This window comes from Tenacibaculum sp. E3R01, from assembly GCF_003318185.1.
Taxonomy (GTDB): Bacteria; Bacteroidota; Bacteroidia; order Flavobacteriales; family Flavobacteriaceae; genus Polaribacter; species Polaribacter halocynthiae.
Map to the genome: position 1 here is coordinate 501,266 of NZ_QOCC01000019.1, position 26,880 is coordinate 528,145.

The 26,880-nt window shown below is 27.7% G+C and carries 23 protein-coding genes; 6 read left to right on the top strand and 17 right to left on the bottom strand.

Features of this window, described 5'->3' with window-relative positions; all coding sequences use genetic code 11:
• Positions 1-132 precede the first annotated feature (132 nt).
• The 3 genes from DS884_RS07380 to DS884_RS07390 all read left to right on the top strand — a co-directional run bounded on the left by DS884_RS07380 (position 133) and on the right by DS884_RS07390 (position 1,882).
• Positions 133-852: a hypothetical protein gene (locus DS884_RS07380; protein WP_113786302.1), complete on the top strand. Its 720-nt coding sequence runs from the start codon at positions 133-135 to the stop codon at positions 850-852.
• Positions 853-1,138: 286 nt separating this feature from the next.
• Positions 1,139-1,462: a hypothetical protein gene (locus tag DS884_RS07385; RefSeq protein WP_113786303.1), complete on the top strand. Its 324-nt coding sequence runs from the start codon at positions 1,139-1,141 to the stop codon at positions 1,460-1,462.
• 135 nt (positions 1,463-1,597) lie between these two features.
• Complete coding sequence (locus tag DS884_RS07390; RefSeq protein WP_113786304.1) at positions 1,598-1,882, top strand: hypothetical protein; 285 nt, start codon at positions 1,598-1,600, stop codon at positions 1,880-1,882.
• A gap of 174 nt (positions 1,883-2,056) precedes the next feature.
• Here the strand turns inward: DS884_RS07390 and DS884_RS07395 are convergent, their stop codons facing one another.
• The 10 genes from DS884_RS07395 to DS884_RS07440 all read right to left on the bottom strand — a co-directional run bounded on the left by DS884_RS07395 (position 2,057) and on the right by DS884_RS07440 (position 11,797).
• The gene (locus DS884_RS07395; RefSeq protein ID WP_113786305.1) at positions 2,057-2,635 is read right to left on the bottom strand and encodes a DUF1835 domain-containing protein; all 579 of its coding nucleotides are present in this window, start codon (positions 2,633-2,635) and stop codon (positions 2,057-2,059) included.
• A gap of 82 nt (positions 2,636-2,717) precedes the next feature.
• Positions 2,718-5,735, bottom strand: a complete 3,018-nt coding sequence (locus DS884_RS07400) for an efflux RND transporter permease subunit (RefSeq protein WP_113786306.1) — start codon at positions 5,733-5,735, stop codon at positions 2,718-2,720.
• Positions 5,728-6,132: a DUF1573 domain-containing protein gene (locus DS884_RS07405; protein WP_113786307.1), complete on the bottom strand. Its 405-nt coding sequence runs from the start codon at positions 6,130-6,132 to the stop codon at positions 5,728-5,730. The genes DS884_RS07400 and DS884_RS07405 overlap by 8 nt, the downstream gene beginning before the upstream one ends.
• Positions 6,133-7,314, bottom strand: coding sequence for a hypothetical protein (locus DS884_RS07410; RefSeq protein ID WP_147239384.1), 1,182 nt, complete (start codon positions 7,312-7,314; stop codon positions 6,133-6,135).
• A 65-nt stretch (positions 7,315-7,379) separates the two neighbouring features.
• Positions 7,380-7,661 (bottom strand): hypothetical protein, encoded by a 282-nt coding sequence (locus DS884_RS07415; protein ID WP_147239385.1) that lies wholly within the window; start codon positions 7,659-7,661, stop codon positions 7,380-7,382.
• Between the two features lie 120 nt (positions 7,662-7,781).
• Positions 7,782-8,852, bottom strand: coding sequence for an efflux RND transporter periplasmic adaptor subunit (locus tag DS884_RS07420; protein ID WP_113786310.1), 1,071 nt, complete (start codon positions 8,850-8,852; stop codon positions 7,782-7,784).
• Between the two features lie 67 nt (positions 8,853-8,919).
• Complete coding sequence (locus DS884_RS07425; RefSeq protein ID WP_113786311.1) at positions 8,920-9,966, bottom strand: hypothetical protein; 1,047 nt, start codon at positions 9,964-9,966, stop codon at positions 8,920-8,922.
• A gap of 12 nt (positions 9,967-9,978) precedes the next feature.
• Positions 9,979-10,380 carry a DUF1573 domain-containing protein gene (locus DS884_RS07430; protein ID WP_113786312.1) on the bottom strand — a complete coding sequence of 134 codons (402 nt, stop codon included), beginning with the start codon at positions 10,378-10,380 and terminating at the stop codon, positions 9,979-9,981.
• Between the two features lie 4 nt (positions 10,381-10,384).
• On the bottom strand, positions 10,385-11,506 hold the full coding sequence (locus DS884_RS07435; protein ID WP_113786313.1) for a DUF4221 family protein: 1,122 nt from the start codon (positions 11,504-11,506) through the stop codon (positions 10,385-10,387).
• 57 nt (positions 11,507-11,563) lie between these two features.
• On the bottom strand, positions 11,564-11,797 hold the full coding sequence (locus tag DS884_RS07440) for a hypothetical protein (protein ID WP_113786314.1): 234 nt from the start codon (positions 11,795-11,797) through the stop codon (positions 11,564-11,566).
• A 285-nt stretch (positions 11,798-12,082) separates the two neighbouring features.
• Here DS884_RS07440 and DS884_RS07445 point away from each other — a divergent pair, with 285 nt between their 5' ends.
• Positions 12,083-15,184, top strand: coding sequence for an efflux RND transporter permease subunit (locus DS884_RS07445; protein WP_113786315.1), 3,102 nt, complete (start codon positions 12,083-12,085; stop codon positions 15,182-15,184).
• Here the strand turns inward: DS884_RS07445 and lepB are convergent.
• Positions 15,179-16,198: a signal peptidase I gene (gene lepB / locus DS884_RS07450; protein ID WP_113786316.1), complete on the bottom strand. Its 1,020-nt coding sequence runs from the start codon at positions 16,196-16,198 to the stop codon at positions 15,179-15,181. The two genes, DS884_RS07445 and lepB, sit on opposite strands and share 6 nt — an antisense overlap.
• Before the next feature lie 169 nt (positions 16,199-16,367).
• Between lepB and katG the strand changes: the two genes are divergently transcribed.
• On the top strand, positions 16,368-18,641 hold the full coding sequence (gene katG / locus DS884_RS07455; protein WP_113786317.1) for a catalase/peroxidase HPI: 2,274 nt from the start codon (positions 16,368-16,370) through the stop codon (positions 18,639-18,641).
• A gap of 67 nt (positions 18,642-18,708) precedes the next feature.
• Here the strand turns inward: katG and DS884_RS07460 are convergent, their stop codons facing one another.
• The 6 genes from DS884_RS07460 to DS884_RS07485 all read right to left on the bottom strand — a co-directional run bounded on the left by DS884_RS07460 (position 18,709) and on the right by DS884_RS07485 (position 25,019).
• A complete protein-coding gene (locus DS884_RS07460; RefSeq protein ID WP_113786318.1) occupies positions 18,709-19,824 on the bottom strand; it encodes a molybdenum cofactor guanylyltransferase in 1,116 nt (371 codons plus the stop codon).
• Positions 19,817-20,293 (bottom strand): cyclic pyranopterin monophosphate synthase MoaC, encoded by a 477-nt coding sequence (moaC, locus tag DS884_RS07465; protein WP_113786319.1) that lies wholly within the window; start codon positions 20,291-20,293, stop codon positions 19,817-19,819. The genes DS884_RS07460 and moaC overlap by 8 nt, the downstream gene beginning before the upstream one ends.
• Positions 20,294-20,418: 125 nt before the next feature.
• Positions 20,419-20,709: a GIY-YIG nuclease family protein gene (locus tag DS884_RS07470; protein ID WP_113786320.1), complete on the bottom strand. Its 291-nt coding sequence runs from the start codon at positions 20,707-20,709 to the stop codon at positions 20,419-20,421.
• 96 nt (positions 20,710-20,805) lie between these two features.
• Positions 20,806-22,014 carry a molybdopterin molybdotransferase MoeA gene (locus DS884_RS07475; protein ID WP_113786321.1) on the bottom strand — a complete coding sequence of 403 codons (1,209 nt, stop codon included), beginning with the start codon at positions 22,012-22,014 and terminating at the stop codon, positions 20,806-20,808.
• Positions 22,015-22,187: 173 nt separating this feature from the next.
• A complete protein-coding gene (gene moaA, locus DS884_RS07480) occupies positions 22,188-23,180 on the bottom strand; it encodes a GTP 3',8-cyclase MoaA (RefSeq protein ID WP_113786322.1) in 993 nt (330 codons plus the stop codon).
• Positions 23,181-23,249: 69 nt separating this feature from the next.
• Entirely contained in the window at positions 23,250-25,019 is a 1,770-nt protein-coding gene (locus DS884_RS07485; protein WP_113786323.1) for a MutS-related protein, read from the bottom strand.
• A 70-nt stretch (positions 25,020-25,089) separates the two neighbouring features.
• Between DS884_RS07485 and uvrC the strand changes: the two genes are divergently transcribed.
• Positions 25,090-26,880: an excinuclease ABC subunit UvrC gene (gene uvrC / locus DS884_RS07490; protein ID WP_113786324.1), complete on the top strand. Its 1,791-nt coding sequence runs from the start codon at positions 25,090-25,092 to the stop codon at positions 26,878-26,880.

The following is a 26,880-nucleotide window of genomic DNA, read 5'->3' on the forward strand; positions in this document are numbered from 1 at the left end:
TTTTTATGATGAGTGGGTAAGGTATTTACCCTCCAAAGAAAACACACCATAAACGAAAAGGGTTAATGAAAGTTTAATGAGTTTTGTGTAATACTATTTTTTTGAAGCTTATAATTGATGGAGAACTAAGTATTGTCAGAGCAAGAAAATAATAAAGACTATGCTTTGAGATCAGGCTTTATTCCTGTAACTACGGATATCATTCATAAAATCAAACAAGAAGCCAAAAGAACAGGTGTAAGCCCTCGTTTATTAGCTAAAAAGTCTGATTACGACAGCAATTTCCGATTTATCTATAAGCTTTATTGTGGACAGCAAAAAAGTATTTCTAAAGATAAGCTAGATACAATTTATAGACTATACGAGCAAATACCCGATAAAAGTGGTAATCTCAAAAGAGGTTGCCGCAATGGATATACCCCAATTACACCAGACATTATTGAAGAAATCGAACATCATATAGAACGTACAGGATTAGGAATATATCGTTTTATGAATCTATATGGATTGAATTACATTGGTATTGCTAATGTAAAGCATTGGGTAAAAGCACGGGCTAAAAGTGCTTTGAAAGAGCATGTAGAAACGCTTTTAAATACTTGGAAAACATTACCTGATAATTACTACATTAGTATTATTCCTGAAATGTCAGCGTATGTGAAAAATGAAATTGAACGTACAGGCATTGGTGTACATAAAATTCTTAGAGGGAATACAGAGGCAAAAAAAGTGGGCATTACCTCATCTCAAATCAAATCGGTAATCGAGTGTAGCAGTCGTAAAATGAAAGCTACAATGGTTCATCAAATACTAGCTTTGTGGAATGACATTCCTGATAAAAAAAATTTCTAGTGATATATATACCTGATATAAATCCAATAATCGGGCATTGTTGAAATAGAATAACTCTCACAAAATCGAGTTATTTCCAGTTCAACAAGCTTTAAAACATCATCATAAGTTTCAATTTAGATTTATTTCCCGTTTTGTGGGGATGTAGATATTTTTAAAAAAAAACAACAATTACTTACATACGTTTGTACTCTTTTTGTTCTTTTTCTTGACTGTGAGGGCACATTAATTTACATAGCGCAATTCATTGAATTAAGTAACGTTATAAAATACAAAAGGAGCATTAATGAATCAGCATATCTATTATGCACAAATTAGAAATCAAATTGTATTAGAACTTTTAACAAATTCAAAAAATCCATTTGATGTTGATGAAAAAGTAATATTTGAAAATAAAGAAGAAACCATTTTTACAATTTGCTCAGAGGCATCGCGAATTTTTAACGTTGTTAAAAAACTTTCAAATCTTCCTCATACTTTAGATTTAACACAAATCGTAAATCAATATACGCATCAAATCTTTAGGGAATTGAGCGTTGGTAAAAATCTTACATCTATAGATTTGATTGTTATGGCTGCCAGTATTATTCAACAAACTTTTCAAGTTTAATTAGACGTTTTGTTTGAGTCATTCATATTCAAATAGATCTCAACCATTTTATAAATTTTTCATCAAGTGGGGCAACATCATCACACCCCACACATGATGATGTGTTCCCACGTTTTAACCACCGAAAGGAAATCAATGAACGAAAAACAAATACGAGAAACACTACATTATATTATCAAAAACGACCCCAATTCTATAAAAGCCTTTGTCGCAAAGGAAGCTTTACAGAGAAATAATCTAAAAGGTTTTTTTCAGAGTATCAAAAAACGTGGTTGTATCTCAGGAATAATTAGTACGCTTAATTATTACCCACAAACCCATAGTTTTTTTGAGACTTACTATGATGAAATTGAGAAATTAAGAATGATGATTTTACCTAAAACATACCTAAAACAAATTATGGTTTTATATGGAGTTTAATACATTTATTTAAATACAAAAATAATGTAACTAATTGATTATAAGTATAAATAAAAACAAGTAATTGCAAAACACGTTGGATTCAAAATCCAGTTCTTTCGGGAGTGTGGGTTCGATTCCCACCTCGAGTACAAAAAAAGCTTCAACAATTTGTTGAGGCTTTTTTATTAGAATTTAATTATTTATTGAATCTTGTAAGTACCTAAATTTATTAGAGAATTCATCATAGTTAAAATGAGTGTTTTTTGTTGCATAAGCATCCCAACAGTTTTTTAGAAACTCTAAATTTGGCAATGTAATTTTTACTTTATAGCCATAAAGAATAGAAAACTCTTCCGAAGTATAGTTTGTTAATTTTTGTAACTCTTTTTTACCTTTATGTTTACCAGAGCACACTAGAAAATATTGAGTATTTTTAGAAAAATGTTGTGCTAAAAAACAACCTAAAGCCATTAAATTAATTTGAGATAATTTAGTATAATCTAACCATAGTGTTACTTCAGAATATATGCTTAGGTCTTCTAATTGTAAAATAGGTTTTATAGTAGCGTCAAAATAATCTATTCTCAATTTTTGATGCTTGGTTTCAAAATAAGAATAACGTTCAGACCAAAAGTTATCGGAAAAAACATCTTTGGTTAAAGGCCCTTCGATTAAATTTTCATCAAAAAAAATGGTACTTCCTTCAATAGAAGAGTTTTTGAAAATTGTTAATGCTTTATTATTACAAAAAATGTGTAATACGTTATTCATACTTTTCTTATTAAACTCCAAAAATAGTTAAAAACATAAACGAAATTGCTGTCAGTGAACATATATAATTTTATTTTCGATTTTAAATCGCATTTGTTTTTTTACTAAGTATTGAATACATTAAAGGTATAAAATACAAACTTATAAAAGTACCAATAAGCATTCCTCCAATAACGGTTAATGCTAAAGGTTTTTGTAATTTGGCTCCTAAACCATCCATAAATAAAAATGGTAATAAAGCTAAAATAGTGGTTAAAGAAGTCATTAAAATAGGCTTTAAACGTAGTTTTCCACCTAGTTTTATAGCGTCATTAATTGTATGTCCTTCTTTTCGTAACATATTTATGGTATGCAACTTTAAAATACTATCATTTATAATAACACCACTCATTACTACAATACCAATAGCAGCCATTATATTTATTGTACCTCCAAAGATCCATAAAAGTAAAAGTGCTCCTCCAATATCAATAGGTATTTCTAATAAAATGATTATTGGTTGCCATAATGATTCAAATTGAGCAGCCATAATAAAATACAATAAGAAAACAGCAACTAATACAACAATTAATAACTCATTTCCTAATTCTTTTAAATCAAAAAAACTACCATCAAAACGAACATTGAAATTGTTTTGAACTTGAAAATCATTTTGAATTTCACGTATTTTATTTTGAACATTATCTTCTGTTTTAATGTTAAAAGATAAATATTCACCACTTCTATTTGCTGTAATTTTTTTATACTGCTTTGCAGGATATGTTTTAATTAAATTTCTAACTGCAATTAATTCATTGTTTTTATTTTTAACAAATAGCTCTGAAATCATTTTTTCAAAAGTTTCACTTTTATAATTAAGTTTAATAGGAATGAACTTTTGGGCCGTTTTTAAATTGTCAATGAAATTTTGATTAAAGGTTGTTTTTAATTCATTAATTAATGAGTTATAAGAAACATCATACAGCAAAACATTTTCATGTAATATTTCAATAAAAGCTGTTTGTTTTAAAGGTATTTCAGTTGAAGTACTTTTTTTTAGTAGTGGCTCAATTAAAGGCAATTGATTTTCAGTTGGAACCTCTAACGAATTTTTTGAAAAAACATGAGCTATTAAGTTGCTTTTATCATTAGAAAATAAATATTGAAAAATATTTTTAGGTTCATTTATGTTAACTGTTGCTTCAGGATATAAGTTTTTTACTTTTTGTTGAAAGGTGTTTTTTAAACTTTCAATTTCATCAATAGCAGAAGTTTTAATATAAATAGATGCTTCAGAAAAACTTTTGGCATTCTCACGTTGTAATAAAAACTGTTGCTCTCCAATTTGTGAGAAAATCGTTTTTATAGAAGTATCGTTTTTGAATAGGGTAGAAATTCTTTTTTGATTTTCTTTTACATTAATATTTTCATTCCAGTCTATAGTTACAATGGCTTCATTCTGGTTAATTTTTGGTAATTGAGAATAAGGCATTATAAAAAACAAAAGAACGGCTATTAATGAACTAGCTATTGAAATGCCAAAAACTAACTTTTTTCTATTGAAAAAATAATGATACCCTTTCTCATACCAATCATCTATGTGTTGTGTTTTTACATCAAGCTGTAACCATTTTTCAATTTTAAAGTTTTTGTTTTTAAGTTGTTTGTAAATAACAGGAATTAAAATAATTGAAACTAATAAAGAAGCTCCTAAACCAATTGCAACTGCCATAGCTTGATCATAAAATAAAGCGCCAGTAATACCGCTTAAAAACAATAACGGTAAAAACACGGAACAAGTGGTAAGAACTGAACTGATAAGTGGTGTTATAATTTCATTCGTTCCTTTTACACAAGCATTAATTAAGTTGTTTCCTTGCTCTAATTTTTGAGTAATATTATCAATAACAATAATGGCATTATCAATCATCATTCCTATACCCAAAATAAGTCCGGATAAAGAAATAATATTAATTGATAGTCCAAACAAGTACATAAAAAATACACTTAGTATTAAAGATACAGGAATACTAATAGCAATAATTATAGGCGATTTTACATCTTTTAAAAAGAAAAACATAATTATAATTGCTAAGCAACTACCTATCCATAAACTTGATTTTAAATTATCAATAGATAATTTTAAAAGCTTTGATTGATCTTGATTGGTAGAAAACTCTAAATTAGGATAGTCTTTTACAAAAGAGGCGGTTAGTTTTTCTAAAGATTCTTTTAACTCATAAACTCTTGCATCTGCTTGTTTTATAATAGCCATTGCTATGGCCCTTTTTCCGTTTATATAAATTAAACCTCTATCTTGTTTAGGTTGAATACTAACGGAAGCCAAATCTTTTAACTGAAACAGTTTATCATGTATGTTTAGATAAATAGTTTCAATATCCTTTTTGTTTTTTAGTGGATTAGCAAACTTAAAATTATATTGATAAATCCCGTTTTGAACTAATAAATTCCCTAGCTCAAAATTATTTTGTTTAATTACATTGATTAACTCATTTGGGCCAATTCCTAAGCTTTGTAATTTATTATTATTTGGAGTTACTAGTATTTCAGGTTTAGTAACACCACTAATATCAGCTAAAGCAATATCTGGTAATTGTTCAATACGTTTTTTTAAAACAGTTTCAGTAAAATTACTTAATTCTAAAAATTTTTCATCAGAGAAGTTATCTTTTAAAGAAACAGTAAAGTTAACAATGGGAATATCGGTTGCTGAAGCTTTAATTACTTTAGGACGATCTAAATCTCTTGGTAAGTAATTTAAAGAAGCATCTACTTTTTCATTAGTTTCTACAAAGGCTAAATTGGTATTGGTACCGTATTTAAATTCTAATTTTAAAGTAGAAAAACCATCCCTGGTTTCTGAAGTAATATTTTTTAAATTGGCAACTTGTAATAGTTGATTTCGAAGTGGTCGAACTACATTGGTTTCTAATTCTCTTGCCGTATTGTTTGGATAACTTAGTTGAACAGTAATTTCAGGTATAGGAATATCTGGCATTAATGAAGTAGGTATTTTAGTAGAAGCTACAATACCTAGTAACAGTAATGCCAAAGATGCCATAAAAACAGCAATAGGCCTTTTGATTAGAAATTTAATCAATAATATTAGCTTTTAAAGTGATTTTATAAAATTTTGTTTCCGTATTAGCTTTAATGACAGCGTGCAAAATATTCTCCCCATATTTTTCCTTAGTGTTTAGAGTTAATGTTATTACACCTTTTCCTTTTGGAGGAATGACTTTTGAACTAATGGTATATCCTGTACAAACACAATCAGGGTTTACATATTTAATTTTTAAGGTGTCTTCACTTGGATTTATGAATTTATATTGAGCGTTTAAGATTTTTCCTCGTTTTACATCTTTATAATCAATAATTCTAGAAGTTAATTTTAATTTTGGATACTTATCCTTAAGCACTATTTTTTTTTCTGATTTACAAGAAAGAATGATAGTGAAGAACAAAAAAAGAGGTAAAAAAAATATTTTTTTTTTCATTTATTCTTTTAAATTAGGTAGAGAAAATCTATAACTTTTCAAAGACAATTCATCTTCTGATAAAACAGCTTCGGAATAAAAATAAGGTTCAATATAACCAATAACTTTAAACCAGCTTGGAACATCTAAATCTGCTACTAGAGTAGTACCTTTATAAATTTGTAACCCATCACTTCTTTTTGAATTAGGTTTATGATAGCTCCTAAATAATAAATCTTGCTTTTCAAATACTTTAATCATCGTATAAAAACCAGTCTTAGGCTTTTTTTTATTTGCTTCCTTTATAAACTCATTATTGTTATTAATGTTTTTACTGTTAAATTCAGCAAATTCAGTTTTAAATCTACCTGAATTACCAAAAGAATACAAGTTTTTATAATTTTTATTATAGACATAAACTAATGAATCTGGCTGAAAACTTACATAAAAACGCCCTTTACTATCTGTTTCATAATCAAAGGTGTCGTAAAAACCTAAGTACTTATATTTCAAGTATTCTCTAGATTTTTTCCCAAATAAAGTTTCAATTTTACCATTATTTAAGTTTAATTTTGCAAAAATTCTTGCATCTTCATAATACTTTTTTGAATTAAAACTATTAAAAAGTAGATGTTTTGCTTCAATAGGAAAATAAATTTCATCACTAGATGGTGCTTCAAGTTTAAAATTCATATAGTGAGGAGAATAAAGTTTATGATTTAGAGGGTCTAAATTATCAAGTGTTATTTTATGATCTTTAGTTGTAAAATTCCATTTCATTACAAAGGTTTTTTCTCTTTCAAAATCATTTTTATGAATATGTACATCATAAGATGATCCTATAAATAGATGTTTACCATTAGGTAACCTTTTATAAGCATCAATATAACCAGTATTTATCTCTTTAGGACCTCCACCTTGCCCTAGTTTTTTAGAAATTAATTTTCCATTTTTATCAAACGTGAAAAACCAACCGAAACGTCTATCTATAAAGTTTATTTCATTTTTATAAATTTTTAAAAAACCACTATATGAAGATTCAATAGAATCAAAAAGAAGTGTGTCAATTTTTATTTTATTTATAAGAATATTTTTTTTAGAAATATTCTTAGCATTGAATAAATCAGAATCGTTTTTTGTGAAATTATTTTTACCACAGCTTACAATTGCTAGCATCAATAATAAAAATGCTTTTTTCATCATAACTTATATTAACATCCCTTATTCTAATTATTAAAATAAGGGATGAGTTTTTTAATTAAATCTTATTAATTTACACAATTACCGTCATATTTCCAACACTGAACATTTCCTCCAGGTTTACTTTGTGCGCAAAGTGTACCACTAGTCCCAGCTTTACAAACAGTACTAAAATTACCATTTGAATCCGAAACAAGTGTACAATAACACTTAATAACTGTTCCGTTACCACCACCTTGTCCTTGTGGAGGTTTTGTTAAACCAGTATCTTGGGCGTTAGAGTGTTGAACAGTTAATGCAGAAATAGCTAAACCAGCTATTAAAGTTGCAGTAAATAAAATTTTCTTCATTTTGTTTTCATTTATTGTGTACTGCATACAAATACACAGTTAATAATTAAATACTAAAGAAATAGCATGCAATTTTTTTAAATTATTTCTTCTTTCAAATTTTTTACAAATGTATATAAATTATTGAGAGCGAACCAAATTCATTTTTACTGTTGTATCATGTGCTAGGTTTAGGTTACCAGAAATAATAATAGTATCTGTTGGTTGTAATCCTTTTTTAATAGCATAAGTGTTACTATTTTCTCCTGCTAATTTTACATAATTCCATTTTGCAATTCCTTTTTTAACTGTAAAAACAACTTCTTTATTAGAACGTAATACTAAAGCTTCTTTTGGAATTACAATAACATTTTTCAGTGGTTTATTAATAAAAACCTTCACATTCATACCGTCTAATAACCTAGTTTTTGTAGAAGACACTTTAGCCTTAATTTTGATAAGTCCATTTTTATCTACTAACGGATTAATTTCTGTGATAATCCCAGTAAATTTTACATCTTCACTATTAAAGGATTGAATTTCTATTTCTTGGTTTTTAGAAACAAAAGGATATTCACTTTCTAAAATAGAAAAAGAGACTTCTAAATTATGAGGATTTATAAGCGTACAAAACACTTCAGAACTAGCTATAAAATCCCCCTCTTTTTTTTCAATATTAGCTATAATTCCTGAAAAAGGAGCTCTTAAAAAGGTTTGGTCATATTCTATAGTAGCCCTTTCAAAGTTGTTTTTAGCACTTAATACACCACTTTTAATTTGAATGTTTTTTACTACTCCAGTAGGAACTTCTTTTTCTTTTTTTCCATAAAAACCATAATTTATTTTTTCTTGTTGTAGTTTGTTTTTTGCTTCAAGTAGTAGTATTTCAGTGTTTTTAACTTGGTTTTTTAGTAAGTTATTATCTAAGTTAGCAATTAACTCTTGTTTTTTAACTGTTTGACCATTTAACCGATTAATGTTTTTTAGCGTATTACTAGTTTTAAAGCGTAAGTCAGCTTTTTGTATGGCAATCACTTTACCATTAGCAATTAATTGTTTATTAAAAGTAGTGCTTGAAATAGTTGTGGCAGTAATACCAATACTTTTAGAATTGATTTTTTTATCAGATTCATTATTTATATCGTCATTGTTTTTTTCTTTTTTACAAGAAAAAAATAATATAAACCCTATGATAATAAATTTTTTAAGCATTCTTTTTTTGCCAAATATAGTGTTAATTTTAATTATGTTTTTTAGATTACAGTATCACTAATTACAATTAAATTTTAATGTGGTATTTCATTGTTTTTTCTTGAAGTATACTAACTCCAATAATTGTTTTGTTTTCTTGATCAACCGTTATAAAATTTAAAGATTCATTGGTGCTTAAAACATGTTTTAAATTATAATTCCAATCATATATTTTTATTCTTGTAGGTGAACTTTTTTCAAAGTAATCAGACATTGAGTCACCACTATAGAGTGCATATATATATTTATCAGTAAGAAATAAATCAGCATTAAATATTTTAGCTTTTCTATTATATTCTTCTATGTCTTTTATTGGTGTTTTGATATTGTCAATAGATTTAATAAAAGTACCGTTGGTATTAAACACATCAATTTTATCCATAGAAACCATAGCAGAAACCAGCTTGTTCTGTTTTTTATTATATCGCATAGTGCTTAAAAAAAGAGTATTATAATTTTGCTGGGTATAGTTTATATCGTTTTTTTTAGGGTTGTCAATTTTGGTCAATAATTCAACATTTTTGGTAATAGAATTATTTAAAGGATTGTAAAATTTTAACCTATTCATTTTAAGAGTAAGATTATCTTGATTACCTACAATATTATTATCATTTATAAAATATAATTCTTTAAATGATAATCCTGGTTTTAATCGTATGCTTTGGCTAATAACTATTGACTTAGTATCTATAGATTTTGTTAAATTAATTTGACTAAATTTATTTCTATTCATTTCATATACCCATAATTTGATGCCATCAGAGTCAGTTGTATATTGGCTTGTATAATAAACACTTTCTTCAAACTCATTAGGACCATCTCCAATTTTTCCAAAATTATGAATAGGTGTATGTTCATCATCATTTTTAAAAATACTAAAAAGATACCCCTCTTTAGTAGAAATATTTTTTACTAACACTAGAGAATCTACTAAGTAAACATTTTGAATATTGAATTTATCTTTAAAAATTTCCTTTCCTTTTATTAAAGATGCTTTTATTTCTTTCTTATTTTTATCAGAAATTTGACAAGAATAAATGATAATAAGACCTAATAAAAGTGTTTTTTTTAGCATTGTATGTATAATTTATTTTAAAACTTCTCCAGTTATATTTAACTGTTTTGGTTTTTTAAATTGTTTATAATAAACGTAAAAATTTTGAGAAAATTTACCATAAGATGTAGAGTTAAATTTTACTACGATTGTATCAGAATCTAAGGGTTTTATAACTTTTTTAGACCAAATTGGTTGAACGCAACCACAATCTTTTATAATATCTTTAATTTCTATGTTTGTTTTAGAATTATTTTTAAAAATAAAATTATAAGATACTTTTTCGTTTTTACTCAATTTTCCAAAATCATATGTATTGCAAGAAAAAACAACATTTGGAGTTTGGTTAAAACTATTGTTTTTTTTCTTTATGATCTGTATAAGTATAAATGAAGAAGAGAAAACAAGAAACAAAACAATTATTTTTTTAATCATAATATTAAAACTTAAAAAAATAAAATTTTAAACACTCATCATTTCCAGAACAATCTTCCTTATGAAATGGTTTTAAACTAATATATATACCATCTTTTTTAACAAATGAATACCATCCACTAACCTCATATGGTAATTGATTTTCACTAATTAAATTAAATGATTTATCAAATACTAAAACTGACATTGTTAAATCTACCAAATCATAATCTTTATCAAAATCTTTCTTTAAATAGTAACAAAACCTATAATATTGTTGTGTTTCTTTATTGTAAAATAACTTTGTATAATAACCATTTCTATAAAGTTCGTCAAAAGCTTTATTACTATTATTATCTTTATTTTTAATAGGAGAAGCATTTTTAATAAATTTACTTTTAGCAGAGAATTTTTTAATTAAATTACCATTTAAATCATACTTATAAACGTAATGAGATTTACCAAAGCTTATAAAAATACTTGAATCATTTACTAAAGAATAGGCTTTTTGGTATTCTTTTTTCCATCCTTGATTTTTAAATTCTTTAGGGTAATTAATAATTCTTTTTTGATTACCATTTTTAAGATTAATTTTTGTAAGAATATTTGCTTTATTAGAATATTCAGAAGTATATTGCTTTAGGTACTCAGTACCGTGAATAAATATCTGGTCTTTATATACAAATGCATTTTGATGAATTCCAGATTCTATGGAGAATTTATTATCTATTGGATATTCTTTAGTTTTAGTAGAAATTGAATCAAATAGAAGTAACTTATCAGCATATCCATTTAATATATAGATTGAATCTTTATTCTGATAAAATAAACCAGAAGATCCACCATATCCATTCGGACCTTCTCTTTCAAAATATTGAGTTTTTAATACCTCGCCCGTAAAAACATCAATTTTATTAAGTTTTACAGGGTTGCTACCTTTATTAATTAAAAAAGATCTATTATTTTCTTCTATAAAGTGATAATAAATTAATGATAATTGTACTTTTTCATCAATCTTTAAATTTAAAGAATCAGAAGGAGTTTTTTTAGTAATTATCACCTTATTGTTTGAGTTGTTAATTATCTTCTTATCTCTTTTACAAGAAGAAAAAAGTATGAGTAGAATAATTATAGAAATATATCTCATTTTATTATTATAAAAACTACCGAATGTTAAATACAAACGGTAGTGTAGTTAAAAATTTTAACGCCCTTCTTCCTTTATTATATTTTTATTTGAAAGAGTAGACCATTTAGATGAACAATCATTTCCTGACCCATCACATTTAGTTCTTAACCAACCTCCAGGTAATTTCTCTGTAGAGATTGCATAAACGTCTTCACTTGCTTGAGCAGATGCTGTTTCATATGAAAGACTAGTTAACCCTCCTAAAACTAGGGAACAGGTAACCAAAATAGAAAAACTTATTTTTTTCATTTTTTTAAATTTAAGTTATTAAACAAATATTACACGTCCATTATATAAATAATGTCGTATAATTTTTTAAATAAAAAAGAATGGCATGCAATTTTTAAACATTCTTTCTTTTAAGCTATAGCAATGTTATTAAAGAAAACTAGCTACTTTTTCTGAAATAACGGAACGAATATATAAAAAATTAATATAGTTACTCTTTTTTTATAAAAAGTTTTTTAAGTTTGGAGTTCTGAAAAACAAGTTGCTATAAAAAAAAACACCAAAATATCATCATTTAAAATTTTAATGGTGGTTTTAATTTTTTGTTCTTTAGGGATATTTATTATTCCTAAATTATCAGTTAAATTAAACCCAAGCACAACATTACCTTCAATAACTATAAGTTATAGTTGGAGCAGTGCTTCACCTTATGCTATAGAAAGAGAAATAACAAGTGTTTTAGAAGCAGGTTTTAGTACCATAAAAGGAATGACTAAATTAAGTTCTAAATCTTCTAAAGAAACGGGGTCTATTACTTTAGCTTTTGACAAGCATACAAACATAAATCATGCTCGTTTTGAAGTAGCAACGATTATACGTCAATTGTATAAAAAATTACCAGAGAGGGTTAGTTACCCAATTATTAGTATTAATAAACCTAATGAAAATTACTACCAACGTGCTTTTTTATCTTATACTGTTAATGCACCACAATCACCCTTTATAATTCAAAAAACGGTTAAAAATCAATTAGAACCGATTATAGGAGCGATACAAAATGTAGATAAAATACAGGTTTATGGAGCAATGCCTAAAGAATTTGTTATTACTTATGATTTTAAATTGTTAAAATTACTGTCAATAAGTAAGCAAGAAATTATTGCTGCGCTAAGAAAACAATTTGTAAATGAAAGTTTAGGAGAAGTCTATTACAAAAATAATTTTATTACTCTCTCGATTAATTTAAATACCAAAAAAGTCGATTGGAACATTCCTATAAAAAAGCTTAATGATAGAGTTGTTTATTTAAAAGATATTGCAACTGTAAAACAACAAGAACAAGAAACTAGAAATTATTTTAGGGTTAATGGTAAGAATGCAATTACGTTAGCTATTTATGCTTCTAAAAATGCAAATACAATTGCTTTAGCAAAAAAGGTAACAAAAAAACTTAAAGAACTTAAAGAGGAATTACCGAAAGAATATTCTATAGTAGAAACCTATAATTCAACAAAATATTTAGAAGCAGAACTTACTAAAATTTATGAACGTAGTGGGTATACTGTTTTTATTTTATTGGTTTTCATTTTATTAGTTAGTAGGAGTTTTAGTTATTTATTAATAACAATATTAAGTTTAATTGGTAACTTAGGTATTGCATTTCTGTTATACTATTTTTTTAAAGTAGAAGTACAATTGTATTCATTGGCTGGAATTACTATTTCATTAGGATTAATTATTGATAATAGTATAGTAATGATTGATCATATTAAAAAACAAGGAGATACTAGGGTATTTGTGCCAATTTTGGCTTCTACTTTAACAACGATCGGAGCATTAATTATTATTTACTTTTTAGATGATAAGTACAAGGTTAATTTGATAGATTTTGCTTTAGTAATTATAATAAATTTAAGTGTTTCACTATTTGTAGCCTTACTTTTAATACCTGCTTTACTTGATAAAATTCCACTTACCAAAGTAAAAGTAAATCAAAAAAGTGGGGGTTTGCAAAAAAACATGTATAGTTTTTATATTAGATTATTAAATAGTTTATTACGATTTAAAAAATTAGCTATTATTAGTATTGTATTTGTTTTTGGAGTGCCGTTTTTTATGTTACCTCAAAAAATGGAAAATAATGATACTATTATTGAGAAAGCCTATAATAGTACATTTGGAAGTACAGCCTATAGAGAAAACTTAAAACCATATATTGATAAATATTTGGGAGGAACTTTTAGATTATTTAATTATTACGTTTTTGCGAATGCATACTATAGTAAAAATGAAGAGACTAAACTTTATGTAACAGCTTCAATGGAAAAAGGTGCTACAGTGCATCAAATGAATGAAGCTTTTTTAATAATTGAAAATTATTTAGAACAATTTACAGAGATTAAACAATATACAAGTACCGTTTATAGTGGTAATGATGCACGTATTGAGGTTACATTTAAAAAAGAATATCAAGAGTCTTCCTTTCCATTCGTTTTAAAATCACGTTTGGTAAGAAAAGCTATTGATTTAGGAGGAATAGAATGGAATATTAGCGGAGTAGGAAATGGATTTAATAATGGAACAAACAGTAGCGAGTCTATTAGTTTTACTGTAGGGGGAAAAGGATATAATTATGATAATTTAAATAGCTGGGCAGATACATTAAAATTTTCTTTAGAAAAACATCCTAGAATACAAAAGGTGATCATAAAAGAAAACTCTTATTGGTCAAGAAAACCATCGTTTGAGTATCGTTTTAAGCTTAATAAGGAGCAGTTAGCGATACAGAATAGTAATCCATCTCAAATATTTAATGAATTACAATCACTAACGCTTTCTAAAGTATCTGCTATTTCTTTAAATATTCAAGGTATCCATATGCCTGTAAGAATAGTATCAAATAATTCTAAAAAATTTGATTTATGGAATATGAAAAATAGTCCGATAGGTAATTTTGATGCTCCAGTTATATTAAATACAAGTACACAAATTTCAAAAGAGCGAGAAGAAGAAAGTATTTACAAAGAAAATCAAGAATATATACGTTTGGTACAATTTCAATATACAGGATCTCCTAAGTTCGGTTCAAGATTTTTAAATAAAAAACTGATTGAATTAAAAGATAAATTACCTTTGGGTTATAGGTTTGAACGTTCTGATAGTGCGTGGAATTTTAATGATGATAAGAATAATAGTTATGCTTTTTTATTACTTTTAGTATTGGGTATTATTTATTTAATATGTGCTGTTTTATTCGAAAGCCTAAAACAACCGTTTATTATTTTAAGTGTAATTCCTATCTCTTTTATTGGCGTTTTCTTGACGTTTTACCTGTTTGATTTTAATTTTGATCAAGGTGGTTTAGCAAGTTTTGTGCTACTAAGTGGTATAACAGTGAATGCTTCTATTTTTATTATTAACGGATTTAATAAGTTGAAAAAAGAACAACCAAAAGAGAATTATATTAGTTTGTATATCGAAGCATTTAAACAAAAAATATTCCCAATTATACTAACCATTTTTTCTACAATCATTGGATTTATTCCTTTTATAAAAGATGGTCAAAATGAGGTGTTTTGGTTTGCTTTAGGAGCGGGAACTATTGGGGGCTTACTTTTTTCTCTATTGGGTATTTTAATCTATTTGCCACTTTTTACTTTAAAGAAAGAAGTTATTAAAGCTTTATAATATTTTAATCATTTTACCTTGAATATAACTTTCAGGAACAAAACCAAAGCTACGTGAATCAACAGAATTATGCCTGTTGTCTCCCATCATGAAATAGTAATCTTTTTTAAAAGTATATGTGTTGGTTTTTAAGTTTCTTAAAATTACATTTTCAAATTTTTGAACAGTATTTTTATAAACTGCAATATTTTCTTGAGTTAAGAATATTTTCATTCCTTTTTTAGGAATTATTAATTTACCATAATTGTCTTTTGTCCAACTATCGTGTTTTTTAGAAGGAAAAATAAAATAGTTATTATTCGGTTTTAATTGAAGGTCTTTTTTATATTTTCCTTTGTTTATAGTTGAGAACTTGGCAAATTCTTTGTTTGAATAATTCTTAAATAAGGATAACTTATTGCCCTGTTCATAAATGTAGTTGTATGAGTAATTATCTTTTTCTTTAGCTTTTTTTGAGTTAACAAAGACTATACTATTTTTTATTTCGATAGTGTCTGAAGGCATTCCAATAATTCTTTTTATTAAAAATTTATCAGAATCATCAACAGCTTTAAAAACTACAATATCTTCTTTCTCTAATTCTTCAAAAGAGCTTAAAGAAGTGTATAGATTGTAGTTGTTTTCAGGAGGGTTGAAAAAACTACCAATAACTGGTGTGTTTCTTAGATGCTTAGGTACTCTTACTCCATAACTAAATTTATTAATTAGTACATAATCACCAGGAAATAAAGTAGCTTCCATAGAACTAGAAGGAACATAATAAACATCTATGAAGAATGTTCTAAAAAAAACAGCAATGAAAAGTGGTAACAGAATTATGTAAGAATACGTGACTATTTTGTATATAGAAGTTGAAATATATTTCTTTAATAGTTTTGAGACTATTTGTTTAGTAAAACTATCAAGAATTAATAATAGTATGGTAGAAACTATAATGAGTTTTGACCAAACAAAAAAAAGGAATATGATTAAAAACCCCAAGGTATAAAATAGTAAAGAAGCAATTTTTTTCATTCTTCCAAAAATAATAAAAATTTATTGAGCTAAATAGATAGTTTAATTTATGTTGAAAGAAGCAATTTTACATTTCACCACATACCATTATAAATTATTTCTATTTTAAATGAAAATATAATCATTTTGTTTTATTTAAATTTACTATTAAACTTAATCCATTAAAAAAATGAAAAAAATTTATTTAGTAGTAGCAGCAAGCTCATTACTTTTCGCTTGCAGTAGTGGTGAAAACCATAGTGAAGTAAAAGAAAAAGGAAAGTGCCCTTTTGGTTTTGATAAAGGACATAAAAAAGAGCAAATTTCACAAAAGAAGTCTAATAAAGACTGGTGGCCTAATAAACTTGACTTAGATATTCTAGCGCAAAACTCAGCATTGTCTAACCCAATGAAAAAACAGTTTAATTATGCTGAAGAATTTAACAAACTAGATTACGCGCAATTAAAAAAAGACCTTACAAAGTTAATGACAGAGTCTCAAGATTGGTGGCCTGCAGATTATGGTCATTACGGGCCATTATTTATACGTATGGCTTGGCATAGTGCAGGAACTTATCGTACAGGTGATGGAAGAGGAGGTACACGTATGGGACTTCAACGTTTTGCTCCTCAAAATAGTTGGCCAGATAACGGAAATTTAGATAAAGCTAGAAGGTTATTGTGGCCTATAAAACAGAAATATGGTAAAAAAATTTCTTGGGCAGATTTAATGATTTTAACGGGTAATGTAGCGATTGAATCAATGGGATTAAAAACGATTGGTTTTGCAGGAGGAAGAGAAGATGTATGGGAACCTCAAAAGGATGTGTATTGGGGATCAGAATCAGGATGGTTAGAAAGTAGAAGACTGAATAAAGAAGGAAAGTTAGATTTAGATATTGAAAATCCTTTGGCAGCTGTACAAATGGGATTAATTTACGTAAACCCAGAAGGGCCAAATGGAAAGCCAGATCCTGTTGCTTCTGCAAAAAACATACGTATATCTTTTGCTAGGATGGGGATGAATGATGAAGAAACTGTTGCTTTAATAGCTGGAGGTCATACTTTTGGAAAAACGCATGGAGCTGGACCTGCAGATAATGTAGGAGCTTCTCCTGAAGCAGCTGGTATTGAAGAACAAGGTTTAGGCTGGAAAAGTAGTTATAAAACAGGAAAAGGTAAAGATGCTATTACTTCAGGTTTAGAAGTTATTTGGACGCCGACACCAACAAGATGGAGTCACGCTTTTTTAAATACATTATTTGATAACGAATGGGAATTAACTAAAAGTCCTGCTGGTGCACATCAATGGTCTGCAAAAGGTGTTGGAGAAGTTTTTCCTGATGCTTTTGATAAAAACAAAAGACATAGACCTACCATGTTAACTTCAGATTTAGCACTGAAATTTGATCCTGATTATAAAAAAGTATGTCAAAAATTTTTAGAAAACCCTTTATCTTTTGATGAAGCATTTGCAAAAGCTTGGTTTAAACTTACACATAGAGATATGGGACCAAAATCAACGTATTTAGGTTCTGAAATTCCTAAAGAGAATTTTATTTGGCAAGACCCAATTCCAACACGAACGGATAAATTAATTACAAAATCTGAAATTAAAATACTTAAAAAAGAAATTCTTAATTCTGGAATTCCTCATAATCAGTTGGTAGAAACAGCATGGGCATCGGCTTCTACTTACAGAGGTTCAGATAGAAGAGGTGGGGCTAACGGTGCTCGTATTCGTTTAGAGCCACAAATTAATTGGGAAAGTAATAATCCAGCTCAATTAAAAAAGGTGTTAGGTGTTTATAAAAAAATTCAATCTGAATTTAACAATACATCTAGAAAGGTTTCTATTGCCGATTTAATCATTTTAGGAGGATCAGTAGCAGTAGAAGAAGGAGCTAAAAAAGCAGGGTTCTCAATAGAAGTTCCTTTTAATCCTGGAAGAACGGATGCTACACAAGAACAAACAGATGTTGCATCATTTGCTGTTTTAGAACCAATGGCAGATGGATTTAGAAATTATCAGAAGAAAAAATATACGCTTACAACCGAAGAGTTGTTAGTAGATAAAGCGCAGTTATTAACTTTAACAGCTCCTGAGATGACAGTTTTAGTTGGAGGAATGCGTGCATTAAATGTAAGTTATGATGCTTCAACTAAAGGAATTCTTACTAAGACACCAGGTGTTTTAACAAATGATTTTTTTGTAAACCTTTTAGATATGAGTACTTATTGGACTCCTGTTTCTGAAGAAAAAATGGAATTAGAAGGTAAAGACAGAAAAACGAATGCTGTTAAATGGAAAGCTACTAGAGCTGATTTAATTTTTGGATCTAATTCTGAATTAAGAGGTTTAGCAGAAGTGTATGCAAGTAATGATGCTAAAGAAAAATTTATTACTGATTTTATTGCTGCTTGGGTTAAAGTAATGAACTTAGATAGGTTTGATTTGAAATAAGAAAATATTCTTTTGTATATACTCTAAATTGGGGTAAAAGTTTATCCCAATTTAGAGTATTTTTAATTTACACACTCTTTTTAATTTCTTGAGAAGCTGTTTTAAAATCTTCAGGAGTATTGATGTTTCTGATAAATGTATCTTCAATTTCTACAATTTTAACATCAGAATTGATGAGCATTTTACGAGGGCAAGAATATCCTTGTGCTAAATACTGTAATAATTTTCCGTAAGCTTTAGGCTCATATATGGTAATTAATGGTTCTGGAAATTCTTTTCCTTTTCCTTTAATAGCGGTTGCTACTTTACTAGAGTCTCTGTTTTCTAATAAAAGTTTAATAATTTCTTCATTTACAAAAGGAATATCAGTAGCCATAACTAACCATGCTGCGTTAGGGTCTTGTTGAAAAGCAGAGCAAATTCCACCAAAAGGACCTAGATTTAAAAATACATCATGAATTTCATTGTCTTTTTCTGAAGGCTTCTGAACAGAGAAAAAAGTTGGTAAAGAGCATTTTTCTAAGACTTCTTTTACATACTCTTTTTGAGGTTTCCCAAAGTAATTTAATTCAGATTTATCGGTACCCATTCTAGTACTTTTTCCCCCAATTAAAACTAAACCTTTTATAGGAGCAATATGTTCTTGTATTAAGTTATTTATATGATTTGTGATTTTTTCAACCTGATCAATAGTATAACAAGTTATGTTTTCAATATTTGGGAACTTCTCTGTTAAACAATCAAAATATGGAGTATTGTCATTCAATTTTATGATGAATTGAATGTTTGTTAGTTGTTCTAAGCGTTTTTTTACTGAAGCTTCTTTTTCATCGTCTAAAATTAAAATTTGTTTAGCACCTTTATAATGATTTCCGTTAATAAATACGAAATCATGATTGTAAAACTGTAATCGTTGTTCGTATTTATTTATGGGAGAAGTTGTATTTATTTGAAGGTTTCCTTCATGATGAAAGGTATACTCAGAGAAATTATTTTGTGGAACATCTTTAGCATGTGAAGCATCAAAATACCCAAGATTATAATGTGATAGTTTGTTTGAAACTTCAGTCACTAAATCAGCTATAATACCACATTTTGTTCCCAAAATAGCTACTTCATTAGGAGCGAAATTATCGTTTTGTTTTTTAGTTAGTTTGGTGTGTTTTGAATGCTTTTTATCCATTTTTAATATCCGATTTACCTCCTGTTTTTTCTACTAATTTAATTTCTTTAATTATCATTTCCTGACTAATAGCTTTGCACATATCATAAATGGTTAAACATGTAGCTGATGCTCCGGTAAGCGCTTCCATTTCAACACCTGTTTTTCCTTCAATAGTTACTTTACAAAATACTTCTACTTGTTCTTTATCTACAATATTGATATCAATGTCTACTCCATTAATTAATAATGGATGACACATAGGAATAATATCTGACGTTTTTTTTACTGCCTGAATTCCGGCAATGATGGCTGTTTGAAAAACTGGACCTTTTTTAGTTATTAATTCATTGGTATTAAAATGACTAATAATTTCTTCACCTAAAAACATGGTAGCCTTTGCAATAGCTGTTCGTTTCGTGATTTTTTTATCAGAAACATTCACCATTTTAGGATTGTTTTTTTCGTTTATATGGGAAAAATTGCTCACGTTATTAGTTTTAAATTTTAATATCCTAATATATTATTTGTTCTCGATACAAATTCACTCGAACTGACACTACGAATCGTCACTTCGAGTGATTTTCGATTTTATGAGAAAATTGTATCGAGAAGTTATTTAAACTTCTTCTTTGCTAAATTAGGAAGTTTTTCAAATTCATTGTTAATTAATGCCTCCTTTTTAGCTTTAGACCATTTTTTTATTTTCTTTTCAGTTTTAATAGCAAAACTTACTTCTGAAAACTCGGCATAAAACATCAATTTTATAGGTCTTCTTTTGTAAGTATAACTTTCTGAATGTTTACCCTCTTTGTGTTCAAATATTCTTTTTTCTAAATCAGAAGTAATACCTGTATAGTATGTTTCATCCGAACATTTTAATATATAAACGTAATAGATTTTCATAACTTTTATTGTATTGTTCTCGATACAATTTTATTTCGTTAACACTTCACAAAATCACTCGAACTGACATTGTTATTTCAAATTACTTTATAAAGTTTATCTATATTTAATTACTGGAAAAACACTACCTTTTTTAAACTTAGTTTCTTCTGTTTTTGGAATTTCAATAAATCCATCTGTTGAAACTAAACTAGCTAAATCACCTGAGCCGTTTCCTTTTATAGGAGTTGCTATTAAATGACCAAAACGATAGCTTAATTTAACTTGTAAAAAATACGTTAGGTTGGGTTTAAAATTTACATCTTCAGCAAGAATTGCCGTTTCTTTTTTGGGTTTGATACCTACAGATGTATAATACCAATCATAAAAATAAACCATACAATTTACATAAGTTGAAATAGGGTTTCCAGGGAAAGCAAAAACAACCGTACTTTTTGTATTAGCTAAAGCACCTGAGCGTCCGAACCAGAATGGTTTTCCTGGGCGTTGTGCCACTTTATGAAACAGTTTTCTAACTTTTAACTCTTCTAAAACTTCAGGTAGAAAATCGAATTTTCCTTTACTAACAGCACCGCTAAAAAGAAGTACATCATATTCTTGTAAAAAGGCGGCTATTTTTTCTTTTAGAACAGGTTTTTCGTCTGCTATGTGAGCTGTTTCTGAAGGAATATTTAATTTTTCTAACAAAGAAACTAAGGTGTACACATTACTTCTTCGAATTTGGTGAGCTAACGGATTTTTATCTACTTCAACTAATTCATCACCAGTAGAAACAATCATCACTTTAGGACGTTTAGCTACTTTTACAGTTGCTCTACCTACCGTTGCCAATACTCCAATTTCAGCAGGAGAAATACATGTGTTTTCTTTAATTAATAAATCACCTTGTATTTTATCAGATCCCTGTTTGTGAATATTTTGTTGATTTTTAATAACATCTACAATAATAGTTGCAGTACCATTTGTTATTTGTACATCTTCATATCTAATTACTGTATCAGTATTATTTGGTAAAGTAGCACCAGTCATTACTTCATAACAATTGGCTGCATTTTTAAGTGTTTTTTGTATACTCCCAGCTGGTTGAACACCTTCTATTTTAAAATCATGAATTCCTTCTTTAAAAAAACGATAATTGATAGCAATTCCATCCATAGCTACACGATTGAATGGAGGGAAATCTCTATCGGCAACAATATTTTCTTTTAAGATTCTACCAACTGACTGTATAAATGGAATTTCTTCAATTCCAAAGTTTTGTGTGTTTTCTAAAATTATATGTTTTGCTTCTTCTACTGTTGTCATTTTACGACTCTTTAAATAATTCAATAATGCCAATTACAATTAGAATAAAACCTCCTATAAATCCACTAAAAGATGTTGATTTATCCCATAAGTTGTTGTCTCGGTTTTTTAATTTAAAGACAAAATAAATAGATATCAGACCTATTAATATGTAAAGAATACTATAAATCATTTTACCCCCCAATAGTTGACATACTTTCTGAAACGTTTCCTTTTTTTCTATTTGCTTCTGCAATAAAACCATTTTCAGGTTTTTCTTTTACTAAAGATAAAAACAACTCTTTTAAATCGTCGTTACTTGCTCCATTCCGAATAAAGTCACGTAAATTAAAAACACCATCATCAAACAAACAATTTTTAAAAGTACCTGTTGAGGTAATTCTAATACGGTTACAATCGTTACAAATAGTTCTAGTAAAAGCAGGAATTATTCCCACAGTTCCTAGGTGGTTTTTTGCTTGGTAATTTCTAGAGGTCGATGATTTTTTTGCAGGAACTTCTTCAATATCAAATTCCGATTGTATTTCTTGTAAAATTCTTGTAAAATTCCAATTTTCTTTTAAGTCACGTTGCCCACTTCCGTTAAAAGGCATTTCTTCAATAAAGCGAACATCAATATTTTTTTCTTTTGTTAAACGAACAAAATCATTGATTTCATCTGTGTTGAAACCAGATTGTACAACTACATTTAATTTTAAGTTTAACGAGCTTTTTTCTAATAACTCAAAGGTTTTATATACTTCAGGAAAAACATCACGTCTTGTTATGGTTTTAAATTTCTCTTCCTGTAAACTATCAATACTTAAATTGATGTTCTTAATCTTTTTAAGGCTTTCTAATTTTTCTAAGTGTTTAGAAACTAACGCTCCGTTAGTAGTAACATTTATGGTATCTAATAAATCGTTATAAGAAAGCATTTCTAAAAAGCCAACAAAGTCTTTTCTAACAAAAGGTTCTCCACCAGTTAAACGTACTTTATTTACACCTAATTCAGTAAGTACTCGAATAATTCGATACATTTCTTTATAGGTAAGCAATTCTTTTCTTGGAACAATGTCAATACCATGAGCAGGCATGCAATATTGACAACGCAAGTTACATCGATCAGTTACTGCTAACCGAACATAGTTAATTTGTCGTCCGAAACTATCAAGAAGTGTATGCATTTAACAAAGGTACGTATTAATGAATCAATTTTTTCCTGTCATTTATCATAGTTTATTGAAAACTAAGATTTATACAATTTCCATTTTTTGTAATAAAAAAGAAGCGTTCATATTTTTGCAAACACCATTTTTCATTTCATAATCAAAATACAGTTCATTATTAACAATTTCAGCATCAAAATAATAATTAGCTATTTGTGAATGTTCATTTGCTAATTCACATAAACTAACATCGTGAGTAGCTATTATTCCAGTAGATTTTGAGCCGTTTAGTTTTTCAACAAACTTTTTTGAACCAATAGCCTTATCTTTACTATTGGTACCTTTTAAAATTTCATCTAGTATAATAAAATAAGTATCAGTTTTTATTTCATCAACAATAAATTTTAAACGTTTTAACTCTGAATAAAAATAAGATTCATCATCTGTTAATGAATCAGATGTTCGCATACTGGTTATTAACTTTATAGGTTTGTAATTGTAACCTTCAGCGCATACAGGTAATCCACAATTGGCCATAACTATTGATAAAGAAACAGTACGTAAAAATGTACTTTTCCCGGCCATATTTGCTCCAGTAATAATAAAAAATTGCTCGTTATTAATAGTAAAATTATTATCTATTCTTTTTGATGGATTTAATAAAGGATGTCCTAAATTTTTTGCTTGAATAGTTGTTTCTTTTTCCTGAATAATAGGGAAAACATATGAAGGTTGATTATAAACAAAGTTAGCAAGTGAGTTTTGAGCATCAAAAAAGCTAACAGTTTTAAACCATTTATCAACAGTGTTTTTGTATTGATTAATCCAACGCTCAGTTTTAACAGCGTTTAAAATGTCCCATAAAAACAACCCGTTACCAACTACAGCTATAATGATGTTGTTTCTTTGGTCAAAAGCATCCAATATTTTAGAAAATTCTTTAAAAATTGCAGATGCTTTTTTATTTTCTGAAGTAATATCTTGTTGTTTGTTTTTTAAAATACTAGAAGTAAAATTTTCATTTTCTATTTGTTCTAGTAAAAGATGATATTGTTTAAAGATATCTTTAGCATTACCGGCTTCAGTATATAGTTTTTGTGTTTTTTTTATAGTATATCCAGTAATTGCTAAACCAATAAAAAACCATGTTAATACTATTGAAAATGTAATTATTTTGAAACTAAATAAACCAATAAGTAGTATTGAAAAGATAGAGAAAATTTTAGAAAACATAGCTAAAAAAGCAGGCAATTTTGAGGTGTAATTAGTAATCCAATTAGTAATTTCTGTTGTTTCTTTTTTAGAAGAAACAGCAGTTTCTAACGCAGAAAAATGCTGACGCCACTTAATTTTTGAGGCTAATTCTTGTAAAGCAAGTTGTTTTTCTTTAATGCCTGTAATAGCATTACTTACCAATGTTAAAGCAAGTTGCTTTTTTCCATCATTGGTTACAGTTCTGTTTATATATTGAAAAAAAGAACCTATTCCGAATAAATCAATATCGTTACTAAAAAAGTGTGATGGATTTATAAATTCTTCACCAGTATCTAAATCAAAATAGCGCCTGTTTAACACATTAATTTCAGTAGTATTAATTGCTTTTTTTGCAGTAATAATTTTTCGGTTGTCTTTTAGTTTTTCATGTTTTAATACTAAAAAAGCAAAAAGAAGTAATCCTACTATACCTAGCATTAAAGGAATCTTAGAAAGTTGAAAAGTAAAGTAAATACTTATTGTTGTAGATAAAAAAATTACAAAACGTAAAACACGAACAGTAATAATTTTTTTTGTAATTGTTGTGTAGCTTTCTTCTAACTCAACAAGTTGTTTTTTATAAAAATCTAATGGTTTTTGCATCTAAAAATAAATATGGATAAATGTACGTTATTACAGTTAATTTCTTTTTATAAAATTGTATTTTCGTTGTATGCCTACAGCTTTAGAATTACAAGTTAAAACACTACCAGATTCACCCGGAGTATATCAGTATTTTGATAAGGATGATGTTATTATATACGTGGGTAAAGCTAAAAATTTAAAGAAGCGAGTATCATCTTATTTTACTAAGAATCACGACAATGGAAAAACACGAATTTTAGTAAAGAAAATTGTACGAATTGAACATGTTGTAGTTGATACGGAAACTGATGCGTTACTTTTAGAAAATAACCTAATTAAAAAATACAAACCTCGATATAATATTTTATTAAAAGATGATAAGTCATATCCATGGATTTGTATTAAAAAAGAGCGTTTTCCACGAATATTTTCTACTCGTAGGGTAATTAAAGATGGATCTGAATATTTTGGACCCTATACAAATGTTAAAACCGTATATGCTTTATTAGACTTAATTAAAGAGTTATATCCGCTTCGAACGTGTAATTATGATTTGCATGAAACTAAAATTAATGCAGATAAATATAAAGTTTGTTTAGAATATCATTTAGGAAACTGTAAAGGACCTTGTGAGGGGCTACAAACTGAAGAAAACTATTTGCGAGATATTAAAGCAATTAGAGATATTATTAAAGGTAATTTTAAAGAAAGTTTAGAACAATTTCATCAAATAATGCTTGATTTTGCAACTGACATGAAATTTGAAGAAGCTCAAAAGATTAAAGAAAAATTAGATTCTTTACAAAATTACCAAGCAAAATCTACAATCGTTAATCCATCTATTAATAATGTAGATATATTTTCTATTATTTCTGATGAAACTCATGGTTATGCTAACTTTTTTAAGGTTATGAACGGTGCTATAGTGCAGTCGTATACCACAGAAATAAAGAAGAAGTTAGATGAAACAGATAAAGAATTACTGGAGTTATTTATTATTGAAACTCGCCAACGATTTAATTCATTATCAAGGGAAATATATGTGCCTTTTAAAGTGAATCTAGGAGAGCATATAAAAGTTACAGTTCCTAAGTTAGGTGATAAAAAACGGATAGTTGAGTTATCAGAAAGAAATGCAAAATATTACCGTCAAGAACAGTTTAAACAAATTAAAATTGTAGATCCTGAGCGTCATGTAAAACGTATTATGGGACAAATACAAAAAGATTTACGATTACATGAAGAGCCAAGACATATTGAATGTTTTGATAATTCAAATATTCAAGGAACTCATCCGGTTGCTGCTTGCGTTGTGTTTAAAGATGGAAAGCCTAGCAAAAAAGAGTACCGCCATTTTAATATAAAAACGGTTGAAGGACCTGATGATTTTGCTTCAATGGAAGAAGTAGTATACCGAAGATATAAACGTTTATTAGAAGAAGAAAAATCATTACCACAGTTAATAGTAATTGATGGTGGAAAAGGACAGTTATCATCTGCTTTAAAGAGTTTAGATATTTTAGGGTTAAGAGGAAAAATAGCTATTATTGGTATTGCTAAACGTTTAGAAGAAATCTATTATCCAGGTGATAGTGTTCCTTTATATTTAGATAAAAAATCAGAATCTCTTAAAATTATTCAATACTTACGAAACGAAGCACACCGTTTTGGAATTACTTTTCATCGTAACAAGCGAAGTAAAAGTGCTATACAATCAGAATTAGAAGAAATACCAGATATTGGTAAACAAACCATTACTAATTTATTACGTACATTTAAATCAGCAAAAAGAGTTAAAAGCGCTAATTTAGATGAATTAAAAGAAGTGGTTGGCTTGTCTAGAGCTCAAAAAATTTACCAGTATTATCATAAAAAATAA

Bases quoted from the DNA above. Each gene is read 5' to 3' on its own strand.
- katG (WP_113786317.1), top strand. From the start codon at position 16,368: ATGAAAAAAATTTATTTAGTAGTAGCAGCAAGCTCATTACTTTTCGCT.
- uvrC (WP_113786324.1), top strand. From the start codon at position 25,090: ATGCCTACAGCTTTAGAATTACAAGTTAAAACACTACCAGATTCACCC.
- lepB (WP_113786316.1), bottom strand. From the start codon at position 16,198: ATGAAAAAAATTGCTTCTTTACTATTTTATACCTTGGGGTTTTTAATC.
- DS884_RS07390 (WP_113786304.1), top strand. From the start codon at position 1,598: ATGAACGAAAAACAAATACGAGAAACACTACATTATATTATCAAAAAC.
- DS884_RS07410 (WP_147239384.1), bottom strand. From the start codon at position 7,314: ATGATGAAAAAAGCATTTTTATTATTGATGCTAGCAATTGTAAGCTGT.
- DS884_RS07395 (WP_113786305.1), bottom strand. From the start codon at position 2,635: ATGAATAACGTATTACACATTTTTTGTAATAATAAAGCATTAACAATT.
- DS884_RS07430 (WP_113786312.1), bottom strand. From the start codon at position 10,380: ATGATTAAAAAAATAATTGTTTTGTTTCTTGTTTTCTCTTCTTCATTT.
- DS884_RS07385 (WP_113786303.1), top strand. From the start codon at position 1,139: ATGAATCAGCATATCTATTATGCACAAATTAGAAATCAAATTGTATTA.
- DS884_RS07435 (WP_113786313.1), bottom strand. From the start codon at position 11,506: ATGAGATATATTTCTATAATTATTCTACTCATACTTTTTTCTTCTTGT.
- DS884_RS07405 (WP_113786307.1), bottom strand. From the start codon at position 6,132: ATGAAAAAAAAAATATTTTTTTTACCTCTTTTTTTGTTCTTCACTATC.
- DS884_RS07485 (WP_113786323.1), bottom strand. From the start codon at position 25,019: ATGCAAAAACCATTAGATTTTTATAAAAAACAACTTGTTGAGTTAGAA.
- DS884_RS07470 (WP_113786320.1), bottom strand. From the start codon at position 20,709: ATGAAAATCTATTACGTTTATATATTAAAATGTTCGGATGAAACATAC.
- moaA (WP_113786322.1), bottom strand. From the start codon at position 23,180: ATGCATACACTTCTTGATAGTTTCGGACGACAAATTAACTATGTTCGG.
- DS884_RS07475 (WP_113786321.1), bottom strand. From the start codon at position 22,014: ATGACAACAGTAGAAGAAGCAAAACATATAATTTTAGAAAACACACAA.
- DS884_RS07440 (WP_113786314.1), bottom strand. From the start codon at position 11,797: ATGAAAAAAATAAGTTTTTCTATTTTGGTTACCTGTTCCCTAGTTTTA.
- DS884_RS07425 (WP_113786311.1), bottom strand. From the start codon at position 9,966: ATGCTAAAAAAAACACTTTTATTAGGTCTTATTATCATTTATTCTTGT.
- DS884_RS07445 (WP_113786315.1), top strand. From the start codon at position 12,083: ATGGTGGTTTTAATTTTTTGTTCTTTAGGGATATTTATTATTCCTAAA.
- DS884_RS07415 (WP_147239385.1), bottom strand. From the start codon at position 7,661: ATGAAGAAAATTTTATTTACTGCAACTTTAATAGCTGGTTTAGCTATT.
- DS884_RS07460 (WP_113786318.1), bottom strand. From the start codon at position 19,824: ATGGATAAAAAGCATTCAAAACACACCAAACTAACTAAAAAACAAAAC.
- DS884_RS07420 (WP_113786310.1), bottom strand. From the start codon at position 8,852: ATGCTTAAAAAATTTATTATCATAGGGTTTATATTATTTTTTTCTTGT.